The sequence below is a fragment of the Empedobacter sp. UBA5924 genome (genome assembly GCF_002431085.1).
Classification (GTDB): domain Bacteria; phylum Bacteroidota; class Bacteroidia; order Flavobacteriales; family Weeksellaceae; genus Empedobacter; species Empedobacter falsenii_B.
Genome location: NZ_DJDM01000005.1, coordinates 1 through 14186, shown reverse-complemented (window position 1 = coordinate 14186; position 14186 = coordinate 1). Strand labels below are relative to the sequence as shown.

Sequence of the window (14186 nt, the reverse complement as noted above, 5' to 3'; positions counted from 1 at the left end):
GTTGATAAATAATTAACTGTCCTAAAACAAACATTTTAAACTTTATTATTAATTCTAAACATTTTTCTAACTTAACAAAACAAATAAAACACAGCACACACATAAATGGATTACAAAACTTTATACTCAAAAAGTATTGAAGAACCTGAACTTTTTTGGAAAGAAGAAGCGCAGAAATTAGCATGGTCAACTTACCCTGAACAAATCTTAAAACAAAATGAAAACGGATATTATTCGTGGTTTGTTGACGGAAAAATAAATATGAGCCGTTTGGCTTTGGAGGAAAATATAAAAGCTGGACGCGGAGAACAATTTGCTTTAATTTACGATTCTCCTGTTACAGAAGTTGTTCAAAAAATTACGTACAATCAGCTTTTAGAAAAAGTAAGTCGTTTTGCAGGAGGTCTTACATCCTTAGGATTATCAAAAGGTGATACAGCAATTATTTATATGCCTATGATTCCAGAAGCAATTGTTGCGATGCTTGCTTGTGCGAGAATTGGTGTAATACATTCTGTTGTTTTTGGAGGTTTTGCAGCGCCAGAATTAGCTATTCGTATTGATGATGCTCAACCTGATGTTATTATTTCTGCGTCTTATGGAGTAGAAATTAATCGTCAAATCAACTATAAACCATTGATTGATGAAGCAATTGAATTAACACTTTACAAACCAAAAAACATTGTCATTTTTGAACGTCCAAATCACACCGATGATTTATCAGCAGAAAACGTTCATACCTATGATGAAATGTATCAACATCAACCTATAGAACCTATCGAAGTTCCAAGTACACATCCATTATATATTTTGTATACTTCTGGAACAACTTCTACGCCAAAAGGTGTCGTACGCGATACAGGAGGTTATGCAACTGCACTAAATTCGACAATGAACTATTTTTATGATTTAGAACCAGGTGATACAATTCTTACTGCAAGTGATATTGGTTGGGTTGTTGGACATTCCTATATCGTTTATGCGCCGTTAATTTATGGTGTTACAACGGTTATTTATGAAGGAAAACCAATCAAAACTCCTGACGCTGGAGCTTTTTGGAGAATGGTTGAAGAACATAAAATCAAAAATGTTTTCACAGCTCCAACAGCAATTCGAGCAATTCGAAAAGAAGATCCAGAAGGAAAATTATTCCAAAAATACGATACGTCAAGTCTGAAACGTTTATTCTTAGCAGGAGAACGCTGTGATACATCTACTTATTATTGGTTAAAAGAAATTTCAAAATTACCAGTTATTGATCATTGGTGGCAGACAGAAAGCGGTTGGCCAATGTTAGGAATTTGTGCTGGAGTCGAAAATATAATGCCAGAACCTGGTGCAGCTGGATTGCCTGTTTTTGGATATAATATTAAAATTGTTGACGATGAAGGTCAAGAAAATGATATACGAGAGGAAGGTTCTATCGTGATTCAGCTTCCACTTCCTCCTGGTTGTATGACAAGTTTATGGCGAAATGAACACCGATTTATAAAAGGTTATTTTCAACAATTTCCGAATCATTATTTAACTGGTGACGGAGGTTTTAGAGATGAAAATGGTTTTGTATTTATTACAGGTCGAACTGATGAAATTATTAATGTCGCTGGTCATAGGTTAAGTACTGCAACAATGGAAGAATTGGTTTCTTCTCATCCTGATATTACAGAATGTGCGGTTGTGGGAATTAAAGATGAATTGAAAGGTCAAATTCCAATAGGTTTGATTGTTACAAAAGAAAACGCATCAAAATCGGAAGAAGAAATCGAAAAAGATTTGATTACTTTATTACGCAAAGAAATTGGCGGAATTGCCTGTTTCAAAACATCTATAATAGTTAACAGACTACCAAAAACACGAAGCGGAAAAATATTACGCAAAACTTTATCTCAAATTGCAGACGGAACACCATTCACAATTCCATCTACAATTGATGATGCTACAGTTTTAGATGAATTAATTCACGAATTTTCAAGAAGAAACGTAGGTCTAGCCTTTGCGATTTCGTCAATATAATCCATTTTATTCATTCACTATCTCAAAAGCAGTAATTCCTACTATTACTGTTTTTTTTATTCATTTTTACATAAATTTGAATTAGAAATATCATTCAATGCCAAATCAATCAAAATCATTAGAAGATGTGCACGAAAGTGTTCAAATCAAAAAAGGAAAGTTTAGAAAAATCCTAAGTTTTTTTGGACCTGCCTACTTAATAAGCGTTGGTTACATGGATCCGGGAAACTGGGCAACCGATTTAGCAGGCGGTAGCCAATTTGGTTATACTTTGATTTGGGTTTTATTGATGAGTAACATAATGGCTTTGTTATTACAAAGTTTATGTACACGTTTGGGAATTGTTCGACGAAAAGATTTGGCGCAATGTAACCGAGAAACTTATCCGAAAGGAATGAATCTCATCTTGTATATTTTAGCCGAAATAGCTATTGCAGCTTGTGATTTAGCTGAGATTTTGGGAATGGCAATTGGTCTAAATTTACTTTTTGGAATAGATTTGATCTATGGTGTTTTAATCAGTTTCTTAGACACTTTTCTCCTACTTTATCTTCAAAAATTAGGCATGCGAAAAATGGAACTTTTCATTGTTGGTTTAATCACGATGATTGGTTTATGTTTTTTAACCGAAATGTTTTTAGCAAAACCAGATTTTGGAGAAGTTGCAAAAGGATTTATTCCATCTATTCCAAATAGCGCTGCATTGTATATCAGCATTGGTATTATCGGCGCAACTGTAATGCCGCATAATCTTTATTTACATTCTGCACTCGTCCAAACACGACAAATAAAACGCGATGATTTTTCAATCAAAAAAGCACTCAAATATAACTTTTGGGATAGCGCAATTGCTCTGAATTTAGCCTTCTTTGTCAATGCTGCAATCTTAATTTTAGCTTCGTCTGTATTTCATAAAAATGGTTATCACGATGTTGCAGAACTGAGCGATGCTTATAGATTATTGGGGACAACTTTAGGAACAGATTTGGCTCCAAAATTATTCGCAGTTGCTTTAATTTTAGCAGGACAAAGCTCTACAGTTACAGGAACTTTAGCTGGACAAATTGTGATGGAAGGATATTTACATTTGCGTATTAATCCTGTTTTGAGAAGAATTTTAACTCGATTATTAGCCGTTGTTCCAGCTGTTGTGGTTATTCTTATTTTTGGCGAAAAAGAAGTTGGATCTTTATTGATTTTCAGTCAAGTTATTCTAAGTATGCAATTGGCTTTTGCCGTAATTCCATTGATTCATTTTGTGAGTGATAAAGCGAAAATGGGGAATTTTGCAATAAATACAACAACCAAATTTCTTGCATGGACAATCGCTTTTATTATTTCTTTTCTGAATGCGCAATTGGTGTATGAAGAGGTGAATAAATGGATGGCAAATAGTGAATCTTACACTTTAAATATTTTTCTTGTAGCATTAGAAATAGGACTTTTAGTTTTATTATTGCTGACATTTTTTATTCCAATTATGTTGAAGAAAAATGAAGAAAATCAAAAAGAAATTCATAAACCGTTTGATAAGTTTACATTAGAAGAAATCTCGAATCAACATTTCAAAAAGATTGTGGTTGCGTTAGATTTTTCGAAAACGGATCGAAAAGTGATTAATTATGCGACGCAATTAGCTACTACTGAATCTGCCATTATTTTGGTTCATATTGTTGAAAGTGCTTCTGCGAAATATACGGGAGAACGTACGAATGATGAGGAATCTTTATCAGATTTGAAACGTTTGGAACAATATGCAGAAATCATTCATCCTTTGTTTAATGAAACTAAGATCGAATTAGGTTACAATAATCGAATCAATTCGATTGCTGAAATTTGTAAACGAAATCAAGCAGATTTGTTGATTGTTGGTTCGCACGGACACCGAGGTTTTATGGATTTTATTTTTGGAGAAACGATTAATAAGTTAAGACACCGCGTTAATATTCCTGTTTTTATTGCAAAATAATAAAAGCCATTCAGAATTTTTCTGAATGGCTTTTTGATTAGATTAAAATATAAAAATTATTTGATCGATAATAATTCAATCATTTCTTTATTTTCTTGTAAAATAGCATGATCTAAAGCAGTTTTACCATTATTATCTTTAATGTTTAAATCTGCACCAGCCTCGATTAGTTTTTTGGCAATTTCATTTTGACCAAATGTTACAGCAAAAATCAAAGCAGAAGCTCCATTAAAATTCACTTGATTAACATCAGCCTTATTCACAATTAGTAAATTTACCATTTCAGGAAATCCTCTAAAGGCGGATCCCATCAACGCATTGTTTCCAGATAAATCTTGCGCATTAGGATTTGCTTCTTTTGATAATAATACTTTCGCAGCGTCTGAACTGTTATTATAAATCGCTAAAATTAAAGGTGTAAATCCACGTTGATTTGCTTCATTTACATGTTTTCCATTCGAAATTAGTTCTTCTATTTGCTTCACATTATTTTCTCTCGCCGCACTAAACAAATCTTGTGCATAAATTGAAGAAAAACTGAATAGAAATAAGGCTAAAAATATATGCTTTTTCATGATAATATTGATTTTATTAAAGTCCTGGAGCCAAACTCAATCGACTCCAATCCAATAAATTATTTTGGTAAATATTGCTTTACATCGTTCATAGAAGTATTTGTAACCTTCATCAAACGTGTTCCATATTCTGTATTTGCTTGGTAAAAATGTGCAATCATTTTATGAACAATTACTTTATTTTTAACCGAATTTAAAGCTCCAGATAAATTTTTGATTAAATTATCTTGATCTTTTTTAGAGAATGATTTGTACAAATCTCCAGCTTGTACAAAGTTATTTTCTTTATCAATGACATGCTGAGTTGTAATAGCTCCTGCAGGAAAAACAGATTTTGAATATTTGAATTTTGCATTATCTACAATTTCAGGAAGATTAGTTGAAGGTTGATAATTTACATCACCTTTTTGCTCATGGATCGACATATAACCGTCTTGATTATATGTTTTTACACTATTTTTTGGTGCATTAACAGGAATTTGTTGGAAATTACCCGTTAAACGATGACGTTGTGTATCAGAATAGGAAAACAAACGACCTTGTAACAATTTATCTTCAGAAGCTTCAATTCCTGGAACCAACGTTGCTGGAGCAAATGCTGCTTGCTCAACTTGTTGAAAATAATTCGTTGGATTCTCATTCAATGTCATTGTTCCAATTTTACCTAATTTTGCAACAGATTCTGGCCAAATTTTCGTTACATCAACAGGATTGAAATCTAATTTATCAAAATCTTCTCGTTTCAATAATTGAGCATATAAATCCCATTTCGGAAAGTTTCCTTTGTCGATTTCATTACGTAAATTTAATGTTGCATGTTCTATTGCAGTCGATTGAATTTTATTCGCCTCTTCTTGTGTTAAATTTTTCGTTTCTTGTTCAGGAATCCATTTATATTTCACATAAGTTACTTCACCTTTTGCATTTACCCATTTGTAAGCATGTACACTATTTCCTTCCATTTGGCGAAAATTTGCAGGAATTCCGTAATCTGAAAACAACCACGTTAACATATGCGTAGACTCTGGTAAATTAGAGAAAAAATCAAATACACGATTTGGATCAGATGCACCATTTGTTACAAGAGATGGTCTGAAAGCATGCACCATATCTGGGAATTTGATCGCATCTCGAATAAAGAAAACAGGTAAATTGTTTCCAACTAAATCGTAATTTCCTTGTTCTGTGTAAAATTTAACAGCAAATCCACGTGGATCACGATAAGTTTCTGGCGAACCTTGTTGATGCGTTACAGTTGAAAAACGTACAAATAATGGTGTTTTTTTACCAGCTGTTGACAAGAAATCAGCCATTGTCACATCAGAAAAATCTTTATCAGCTACAAATTCTCCGAAAGCTCCAGCTCCACGCGCATGAACAACACGTTCTGGAATACGTTCGCGATCAAATGCTGCTAATTTTTCAATTAAATGAATGTCCTCCAACAAAACTTGTCCGTTATTTCCGATTGTTTTAGAATTTTGATTATCACCAACTAGAGCACCTGTGTTTGTTGTTAATTGTTCGACAAATCCAATCGTACAAAGGAATGCTAAACTTAATACTAAAATTCTTTTGATCATAATTATAGTTTTATTCTTTATTTATCATTTTAAGACAGAGCAAAACTAAATCGACTATAACTATAAATCAAATCTATAAAATCTATTAGATATAATTAATTTTTATAATAATTATAACCCAATCCTTTACAAGGAAGAAAAAGGTGATATATTATTTCGCAATAAATGAATAAATAAAAATGATTAAGAATTTTAGAAATAAAAAAAACCGCTTATTTAGCGGTTTTGAGATATATTATTTAATTTTTTCTAAATCGTTGAAAAGACATAGAAGGTTTAATTTTTATCGATTCATTAGCTATTAATACCATTAAATTCAAATGCTGATTGAACATCCATAGTGAATTTCCTTCAACCTCTACTCCTTGTGGAGTTCTGATAAGTTCTAAATTTGTGTACATCATAATCTATAATTTTTTGGTTGACGCTAATATTGTGTTAAAAATAATTTTTAATGTTAATTTCATTTAACACAACTGATAAAATTAAAAGTTTCTAATAAAATTCAGTGTTTTATATTTGTTTTTAATTTACCATAAATTATACCAAAAAAATCATCTAATCATATCCTTAATGTTAAATTTTAAGAAATTTGACTCCAGCCAACTTTATCTTTATGATTTTCAATAAAATATTTTTTTGTTGGCTCATAAATCGAAGAAGAAAGTGTTGGATCTTGTGAAAGAATAGCTTCTACACATTTTCTTGCAGCATACAAAACCTCTTTGTCTTTCGCTAAATCAGCAATTTTAAGGTTGAGAACTCCACTTTGTTGCGTTCCCATCATATCACCAGGACCACGCAATTCCAAGTCAACTTCCGCTACCTGAAAACCATCATTAGTTTCACACATTGTCTGAATTCTACGTTTCGAAACTTCATTCAATTTTCCACCTGTCATCAAAATACAATACGATTGTTCCGCACCACGACCTACACGACCACGAAGCTGATGCAATTGAGAAAGACCAAAACGTTCAGAATTTTCAATAATCATCACCGACGCATTTGGGACATTTACACCAACTTCTATCACAGTTGTTGCCACCAAAATTTGGGTTTCATTATTTTTGAAACGATTCATTTCAAATTCTTTATCCGCAGGTTTTTGACGACCATGCACAATACTTATCGCATATTCTGGCAACGGAAAAGTACGAGAAATACTCTCGTAACCATCCATCAAATCTTTCAATTCTAACTTTGCTGATTCTTCAATTAGTGGATAAACCACATAAATTTGACGACCTTTCGCAATCTCATCTTTCATAAATTTGAAAACACTTAAACGATGCGCATCCGTTTTATGAAGCGTTTTAATTGGTTTTCGTCCTTTTGGCAATTCATCAATCACCGAAACATCCAAATCGCCATACATTGTCATCGAAAGTGTACGTGGAATTGGTGTGGCTGTCATCACTAAAATATGTGGTGGTAGTTTAGCTTTTCTCCAAAATTTAGCACGTTGAGCGACTCCAAAACGATGTTGTTCATCAATAATCGCTAATCCTAAATTCTGAAAAATCACATTATCTTCTAACAAAGCATGCGTCCCGATAATGATTTTAAGTTTTCCATTTTCAAGATTTTCTAAAATTGGTTGACGCTTTTTTTTTGTCACCGAACCAGTTAATAACTCAACCGAAACATCCAAACCATTCAATAATTCTGTAATACTTTCGTAATGTTGTTGCGCAAGAATTTCTGTTGGTGCAATTAAAGCTGCTTGAAAACCATTGTCGACAGCAATTAACATCGTTAATAATGCGACCATCGTTTTTCCAGAACCAACATCACCTTGCAACAAACGATTCATTTGCGCAGGTTGACGAAGATCAAAGCGAATTTCTTTCATCACTCTTTTCTGTGCATTTGTCAATTCAAAAGGTAAATATTCATTGTAAAATGTATTGAAATAATGACCAATTTCTGGGAAAGGATTACTTCTATTCTTTTGTTTATTGACTGTTTTTTGAGAGAGATTTGCAAGATTTAGAAAGAAAAATTCTTCAAATTTCAGACGACGAATTGCTGCATTTAATTCCGTTATATCTTTCGGAAAATGAATTGCTTTCAACGCGTAATTTCTTCCAATTAATTTATAATGATCAAGAACATTTAATGGTAAATTTTCAGGAATATCGATGTTTTCAGCAAAAAGATTCATCATCATTTTTTGAAGAACACGATTCGTAATTCCTTTTTTCGTCAACTTTTCAGTACTCGGATAAACAGGAAATAATCCAAGCGGAATATTTTTAGCGTCTTCAACTAATTCAATTTCAGGATGTGTAATACTAAAATTATTATTGAACACATTTGGTTTTCCGTAAATCACAACTTCTTTGTAAAGATCATTTCTTAATTTCTCCTTTTGCCAAGAAGAAACTTTAAACCAAACTAATTCTAAAGTTCCAGTTCCATCTTGAAATTTCCCAACTAAACGTTTTACTTTTCCTTGGTTAATTTCTTCTAAACTAACAATTTTACCTTTCAATTGAATTTCGGCAGCTGTTGAAGAAATTTCAGAAATTTTATAGAATTTCGATTTATCAACATAACGAAAAGGAAAATGCTGTATCAAATCTTCGTATCTAAAAATTCTGAATTCACTTTGCAGTGTTTTAGCACGCTCAGGTCCAGCACCTTTTAAATATTCTATTGTTTTTTTTAATGGATTTTGATACATTTTTCTACTTTCGAAAGTCGCAATTTACCAAATTTTAACGATAAACAATGTCATCATTGTTACAAAATAAGCTCGTAGAATTGCTTTATATTTGTAACAAATTAGAATCAAATGAATTTAACAGAATACATCAACAAAGGTTTATCATACGAAGATTATATCACACGCGTTGAAGATGATTTGGAAAACGAAATCGAAAACGATGATCCGAAAGAATATGTACAATATTATGCTTTGGGATTGCAACGCATGAACAGAATTTTTAAAACATTCAGTTTAAATCCTGCTCAAGAAATACGCGTTAAATCAACTACAAATAATTTAAAATTATTAGTAATTACAGAAGGTTGGTGTGGAGATGCATCTCAAATTTTACCTGTTGTGGAGAAATTGGCAAATGCACTTCAAGTTTCGACGCATTATGTTTTACGTGATGAAAACATGGAGTTGATGGAAAAATACAAAACAAATGGTGCAGCTTCTATTCCGATTATTATTGGAGTGAATGATGAAAATGAAGAAGCTTTCCGTTTTGGTCCTCGTCCACAAGCTGGAATGGAAATGTTGGCGCGTTTCAAAAGTAATCCTGATACGTATTCAGCAGATGATTTTCACGAAGATTTACAAAAATATTACAACAATAATAAAGGTGAAGATATTGTAAATGAAATTTTAGATTTGATTGACGAAAACATCGGTAATTAATCATTTTTTTCTATTTGTTCAACTTGATATTTGTTCGCATCTTTGTGTAAGATTTTATTGAAAAAGAAAAATGAAAGGAAATAAGCAAATTATTTTTGCCATCGTTGTAGTTGTCGCTTTAGTCGCTATTATGTTTACGCCAATTGGTACATTTTTTAAAAGTAAAATGGAAGATAATAGCCACGTTGCTGGTTCTGATATAGAATTAACAGAAAGTGATTATGATATTGATTTAATTGGTCATAACGGCGCTGCGAATACAAACTTGATTGATTTCAAGAAAAGTGGTGAAGTTGTTTTCCTAAATTTTTGGGGAAGCTGGTGTCCTCCTTGTGTTGCAGAAATGCCAACAATTCAGAAATTGTATGAAGCAAAAGGACAAAAAGTAAAATTTGTATTGATTGCTATTCAGGATAAACCGACAGTTTTTAATCCTTTTTTGCAAAAAAATAATTATACAATGCCAGTTTATGAGCCAAATAGTCCAATTTCGAATAATATGTTACCAAAGGTTTTTCCAACAACTTATATCTTAAATAAAAAAGGTGAAGTTGTGTTGAAAGAAACAAAAACGAGAGATTGGAACGATAAAGAAATTAATGATTTATTAGATAAATTAATCGCTGAATAATTTCATTCAAAAAGATAAAAAACCGTTATTAAATGATTAATAACGGTTTTTTTTATATCTGTAATTTAATTTTCTCTCATCAATGCTAATTGCAATAAAGCAGTTGTTGTATTTTGATTACGTGTAGTAGCACTTACATTAAATAGATTTTCGAAAAAATTATTGGTCAATTTTGTTTTTCCGTAACCAGAAGGACAATACAAATAAACGACATCATCAGCAATAAAATATTGTTCATCTTCAGTTTTCGAATTTTCAACTTTTTCAGTATTTATTTCCTCAGGTTTATTGGCTAAAAATGTATAATGCAAAAACTCTTTATCGATGCTAAAATCCTTTAAGAATGGATTATTTTCGATGATGTTTTTTAATTTTTCGATGGTTAAAATCAAAATTGGAACTTCAAAAGATAAACTTTCTACAATTTTATCGTGAATTAAATCTCCAATTTCTTTGATATCAGTCAAATTTGTCGAAAAACTGCATTTCCACTTTGCACGTAAGTGGTAACATTTTCCAGTCTAAGTTCCTCTAAAAGTTTGGTTAAAACATCCATTTTGATGATTTTTTTACCACTCACATTTATACCTCTCAGAATTGCAATAAAAGTATTCATAAAACTATCTCTATTTACGAGAAACTTTGTTTAAAATTATGAAAATAAATATAATAGAAATTTTAAAACAAATCCCTAATTGTTACGATAATTTTGATAAATTAGCATCATTCTGAATAATAAAAAAACTAATAAAATCTATGACTACAAACAGATTAGAAGCTTTTAGCGATGGCGTTCTTGCAATTATTATTACCATTATGGTTTTGGATCTGAAAGTTCCGCTTGGAGATGATATAATGAGTTTGAAACCTTATATCCCAAAATTTCTGAATTATATTGTTCAGTTTTATTTATGTTGGAATTTATTGAAACAATCATCATCATCTTTTTCAGGCGATTGAGAAAGTAAATGGCGGAATTTTATGGAGTAATTTGCACTTGCTTTTTTGGTTGTCTTTATTACCAGTTTCCACAGGTTGGATGGGCGAAAATTACGACTCAACTTTTCCAGTTGCTTTTTATGGATTTGTCTTATTTATGAGCAGTGTAGCATTTATGATTATTGAAAAAATCGCTGTAAAACAAGAAGGAAAAGAATCAATAATTGGGAAATCTGTGAGTAGAAGTTTTAAAGAAATTTCTTCGAGTATTGGTTATTTGGCTGGAATCGGAATTTCATTTGTAAAACCAGAAATTGGTATTGTCATTTATGCTTTAATTGCTTTACTATGGCTAATTCCAGATAGAAGAATTGAAAAATCGATGCGATAATTATTGATAATTTTCCACAGAATCAATTAATTTTTGAAGAAGATTAGATGTAGAATCTTTTTCAAAATTTTTAAAAGATTGTCCTAACCATAAATTAGTAAACGCTGTATTTTCGTTCAATTTAGAAGCATTTCTCAACGGATTTGTTAATTTATTTTGATAAGGATAAGGTAAAACAAACTCAGAGTTTTCAAATAAATGAATAAATTCATTCTCAATTCCTCGTGCATATCTTCCAGAAAAACTTTTCGTCAAGATAATTTCACTTTCCCTTACATTTTTTAATCGTTCTTTTTCGAAGGATTTTAAAGCACTTTCATTGGAACACAAAAACAAACTACCAATCTGAAAAGCATCTGCACCCAATTGTTTAGCAGCCAAAAGTGTTTTCGTATCATAAATTCCACCAGCAAAAATCAACGGCTTTTTTACAACATCCTTTACTTGCGAAAACAATGAAAAGCCACCAATTTGAGGCAAAATATCTGGATTAAATGTTCCACGATGCCCACCTGCTTCAATTCCTTGTACACAAATCACATCAATATTCGATTTTTCCAATTGTATCGCTTCTTCCAGCGTTGTACAAGTCCCTATTAATGTCACATGATGTTCTTTAAGACGATTAATAGAATTATCGTCAAAATTGCCAAAAGTGAAACTCAAGATTTTGCACTTTTCTTGTAAAATTACTTCTATTTGTTCCTTATAACCATTTGGTTTTACAGCTTCAATCTCAGGAAAAACGATATCAAAGTTTTGTAGACGCGCAAGCTCAATTAACTTATTTTTTGTTGCATTATACTTTTGCTTTAATTCTGGTGTGATTTCAGGAATATCGTTCGCAAAAATATTGATAGCAAAAGGTTTATTCGTTAATTTTTTGGTTTGATAAATTCGCTTCAATGAATTTTCTGCATCCAAATCAGCAATTGGCAAAGAACCTAAACAGTTACAATTACTTGCTGCAGCAACCATTTCTGATGTCGTTACTCCAAACATTGGCGCTTGAATAATCGGATATTTTACGCCAAATAATGCTGTTAGTTCATTTTGCCAAATCATCTTTTTTTACTTTAAATTTTCTTTCAATTTAGGCATAAAAGCTTTTATCGCAGGAAGTAAATCCTCAAAAATTGGATTGTTTTTATTCTTCATAACCACTTCCAAAAACAACTTTAAACCTATTGCAAATTCTACTGATTGATTTTCATTTTCGAACGGATTTTTAGATTTTATCATTTCAATAATCTTAAAAATCTCATCATGATTCATAAAATCTAAAACGATTGGAGCCTGTAATGGTGCATCTTTGTCTAATAATTCGGTCTGTTCTAATGTTAATTTGTAGTGATTTCCTTTCTTTGTCATATCTCTAGTTTTTCCAAAACTAACAGATTAGAATTATCAAAAATCAAAATGATTATTCGTTTAATTGATTGATTAAATCAATAATATTTATTCAAAAAAAGAGTTACATTTCTGCAACCCTTCTTTTGTTATTTATCAACTCCTTGATTTACTTGCTTATGACGTTCATTCATTGCTTTCATTTCCGCCATAAATTCTTTGTCTGTCACAACTTTTCCCTTTGTTGGCAAAGTAATCACAATATCTTTATCTAAAATTTCGATTTCTTTCATTGTAAAAATAGCCTTGAACTCATCTTCTGACATTTCTGCTTTCACAATCAATCCTGGTAAATTTGCATAACGATAAGGACCATCTCTATAAGGTAAACTTGTTGTATACCACGCTATCACCTCTCTTCCTTCCTCATCTATTCCAACTGCTTTTGTCGCGTTATAACCTGCTATTTCTGTTTTTTCTTTTGTGATTTTCCATTGATAATCAAAGATTTTATCTTTAATCAAAAAGGTTTTCACGCCAAAATCTTTCACATTATAAAATTCATTTTTTTCATAATCTTTATATTGTGGATTTGCTTCTGCAGCAATAATCATCTGCACAATAGAATTGTCATTGGATTGATTATTATCAATTTTAATTTCAGGTTTGAAAGAAGACATTTTGCCATTACTTTCCAGCTCAAATTTCACCGAAATTCCGCGATCTATTTCACTTTTGAAACTCGCTTGATACGCAGCAGGGATACTACTTTTGATCTTATCGAAATCTAAAATAAAATCTGTGTTGTAGATTACTTTTATGTTCTCCTTTTTAGTTTGTGCAAAAGAAATAATAGACGAAATAGTTGTAAAACATACCGAAAATATAAGTTTTTTCATGTTATAATAATTTATGGTTTTGTTATTCTCAAAAGTAAAGAAACAAAGGTAATGAATTTGTTAAATAAGGCACAATAAATCATATCAGATTCATAAAATATAATTTAAAAATTTAACAATTTCCTAAAATTGAGAATCAAATAAATTGAAAGAATAAATATTACTTTTAAAATATATTGACGACCAAAATTTATGAAATTACAAAAAGGAATTACAGGTTTTGACTCCACTCCTAATATACAACAGAAGATTTAGAGAAAATTCTGAAAAGAATTAAATATCCATTTACCAAGACAGAAGTTATTCTGAAAATGAATGATTCTTACCCGTTGTGCATATTAAATAATTTGAGTTTTTAGATTATTAATATTTCGATTAAAGTATGTTTTATTAATGTACTGAACCAAAGTAAGTGCAGTAGTTTTAGCTAAAATTCTGGTTT

Annotated in this window: 13 protein-coding genes and 2 pseudogenes; 6 read left to right on the top strand and 9 right to left on the bottom strand. The window is 31.2% G+C overall.

Features of this window, described 5'->3' with window-relative positions:
- The first annotated feature begins 105 nt into the window (after window positions 1-105).
- Window positions 106-2013: an AMP-binding protein gene (locus B3792_RS01000; RefSeq protein WP_291068637.1), complete on the top strand. Its 1908-nt coding sequence runs from the start codon at window positions 106-108 to the stop codon at window positions 2011-2013.
- A 97-nt stretch (window positions 2014-2110) separates the two neighbouring features.
- On the top strand, window positions 2111-3982 hold the full coding sequence (locus B3792_RS00995) for an Nramp family divalent metal transporter (protein ID WP_291068635.1): 1872 nt from the start codon (window positions 2111-2113) through the stop codon (window positions 3980-3982).
- Between the two features lie 56 nt (window positions 3983-4038).
- On the opposite strand, the gene B3792_RS00990 is transcribed toward B3792_RS00995, so the two are convergent.
- From B3792_RS00990 to recG, 4 genes are all read right to left on the bottom strand, one after another.
- A complete protein-coding gene (locus tag B3792_RS00990) occupies window positions 4039-4557 on the bottom strand; it encodes an ankyrin repeat domain-containing protein (protein WP_291068633.1) in 519 nt (172 codons plus the stop codon).
- A gap of 59 nt (window positions 4558-4616) precedes the next feature.
- The gene (locus B3792_RS00985) at window positions 4617-6140 is read right to left on the bottom strand and encodes a catalase (protein WP_291068630.1); all 1524 of its coding nucleotides are present in this window, start codon (window positions 6138-6140) and stop codon (window positions 4617-4619) included.
- A gap of 239 nt (window positions 6141-6379) precedes the next feature.
- The gene (locus B3792_RS00980; RefSeq protein WP_181816300.1) at window positions 6380-6544 is read right to left on the bottom strand and encodes a hypothetical protein; all 165 of its coding nucleotides are present in this window, start codon (window positions 6542-6544) and stop codon (window positions 6380-6382) included.
- A 179-nt stretch (window positions 6545-6723) separates the two neighbouring features.
- A complete protein-coding gene (gene recG, locus B3792_RS00975) occupies window positions 6724-8829 on the bottom strand; it encodes an ATP-dependent DNA helicase RecG (protein WP_291068628.1) in 2106 nt (701 codons plus the stop codon).
- Between the two features lie 111 nt (window positions 8830-8940).
- On the opposite strand from recG, the gene B3792_RS00970 reads away from it, so the two are divergent.
- Entirely contained in the window at window positions 8941-9534 is a 594-nt protein-coding gene (locus B3792_RS00970; protein WP_115000253.1) for a thioredoxin family protein, read from the top strand.
- A gap of 70 nt (window positions 9535-9604) precedes the next feature.
- Window positions 9605-10165, top strand: a complete 561-nt coding sequence (locus B3792_RS00965; protein ID WP_115000255.1) for a TlpA family protein disulfide reductase — start codon at window positions 9605-9607, stop codon at window positions 10163-10165.
- 65 nt (window positions 10166-10230) lie between these two features.
- Here B3792_RS00965 and B3792_RS00960 read toward each other — a convergent pair.
- Window positions 10231-10721, bottom strand: a pseudogene (locus tag B3792_RS00960) (DUF1697 domain-containing protein).
- Between the two features lie 200 nt (window positions 10722-10921).
- Between B3792_RS00960 and B3792_RS14080 the strand changes: the two are divergent.
- The gene (locus tag B3792_RS14080) at window positions 10922-11125 is read left to right on the top strand and encodes a TMEM175 family protein (protein WP_312068462.1); all 204 of its coding nucleotides are present in this window, start codon (window positions 10922-10924) and stop codon (window positions 11123-11125) included.
- 49 nt (window positions 11126-11174) lie between these two features.
- Window positions 11175-11495, top strand: coding sequence for a hypothetical protein (locus tag B3792_RS14075; RefSeq protein ID WP_312068461.1), 321 nt, complete (start codon window positions 11175-11177; stop codon window positions 11493-11495).
- Here the strand turns inward: B3792_RS14075 and B3792_RS00950 are convergent, their stop codons facing one another.
- From B3792_RS00950 to B3792_RS00935, 4 genes and pseudogenes are all read right to left on the bottom strand, one after another.
- The gene (locus tag B3792_RS00950) at window positions 11496-12560 is read right to left on the bottom strand and encodes an NAD(P)H-dependent flavin oxidoreductase (protein WP_291068626.1); all 1065 of its coding nucleotides are present in this window, start codon (window positions 12558-12560) and stop codon (window positions 11496-11498) included.
- A 6-nt stretch (window positions 12561-12566) separates the two neighbouring features.
- A complete protein-coding gene (locus B3792_RS00945) occupies window positions 12567-12866 on the bottom strand; it encodes a DUF3861 domain-containing protein (RefSeq protein WP_115000261.1) in 300 nt (99 codons plus the stop codon).
- Window positions 12867-12994: 128 nt separating this feature from the next.
- A complete protein-coding gene (locus B3792_RS00940; protein WP_291068624.1) occupies window positions 12995-13744 on the bottom strand; it encodes a GLPGLI family protein in 750 nt (249 codons plus the stop codon).
- A gap of 338 nt (window positions 13745-14082) precedes the next feature.
- Window positions 14083-14186 (bottom strand): annotated as a pseudogene (locus B3792_RS00935) (IS982 family transposase); the annotation flags it as partial.

Excerpts from the sequence above, each read along its gene's own strand:
- B3792_RS00965 (WP_115000255.1), top strand. The coding sequence starts at position 9,605 with ATGAAAGGAAATAAGCAAATTATTTTTGCCATCGTTGTAGTTGTCGCT.
- B3792_RS00945 (WP_115000261.1), bottom strand. The coding sequence starts at position 12,866 with ATGACAAAGAAAGGAAATCACTACAAATTAACATTAGAACAGACCGAA.
- B3792_RS14080 (WP_312068462.1), top strand. The coding sequence starts at position 10,922 with ATGACTACAAACAGATTAGAAGCTTTTAGCGATGGCGTTCTTGCAATT.
- B3792_RS01000 (WP_291068637.1), top strand. The coding sequence starts at position 106 with ATGGATTACAAAACTTTATACTCAAAAAGTATTGAAGAACCTGAACTT.
- B3792_RS00940 (WP_291068624.1), bottom strand. The coding sequence starts at position 13,744 with ATGAAAAAACTTATATTTTCGGTATGTTTTACAACTATTTCGTCTATT.
- B3792_RS00990 (WP_291068633.1), bottom strand. The coding sequence starts at position 4,557 with ATGAAAAAGCATATATTTTTAGCCTTATTTCTATTCAGTTTTTCTTCA.
- B3792_RS00980 (WP_181816300.1), bottom strand. The coding sequence starts at position 6,544 with ATGATGTACACAAATTTAGAACTTATCAGAACTCCACAAGGAGTAGAG.
- B3792_RS00985 (WP_291068630.1), bottom strand. The coding sequence starts at position 6,140 with ATGATCAAAAGAATTTTAGTATTAAGTTTAGCATTCCTTTGTACGATT.
- B3792_RS00950 (WP_291068626.1), bottom strand. The coding sequence starts at position 12,560 with ATGATTTGGCAAAATGAACTAACAGCATTATTTGGCGTAAAATATCCG.
- recG (WP_291068628.1), bottom strand. The coding sequence starts at position 8,829 with ATGTATCAAAATCCATTAAAAAAAACAATAGAATATTTAAAAGGTGCT.
- B3792_RS00970 (WP_115000253.1), top strand. The coding sequence starts at position 8,941 with ATGAATTTAACAGAATACATCAACAAAGGTTTATCATACGAAGATTAT.
- B3792_RS00995 (WP_291068635.1), top strand. The coding sequence starts at position 2,111 with ATGCCAAATCAATCAAAATCATTAGAAGATGTGCACGAAAGTGTTCAA.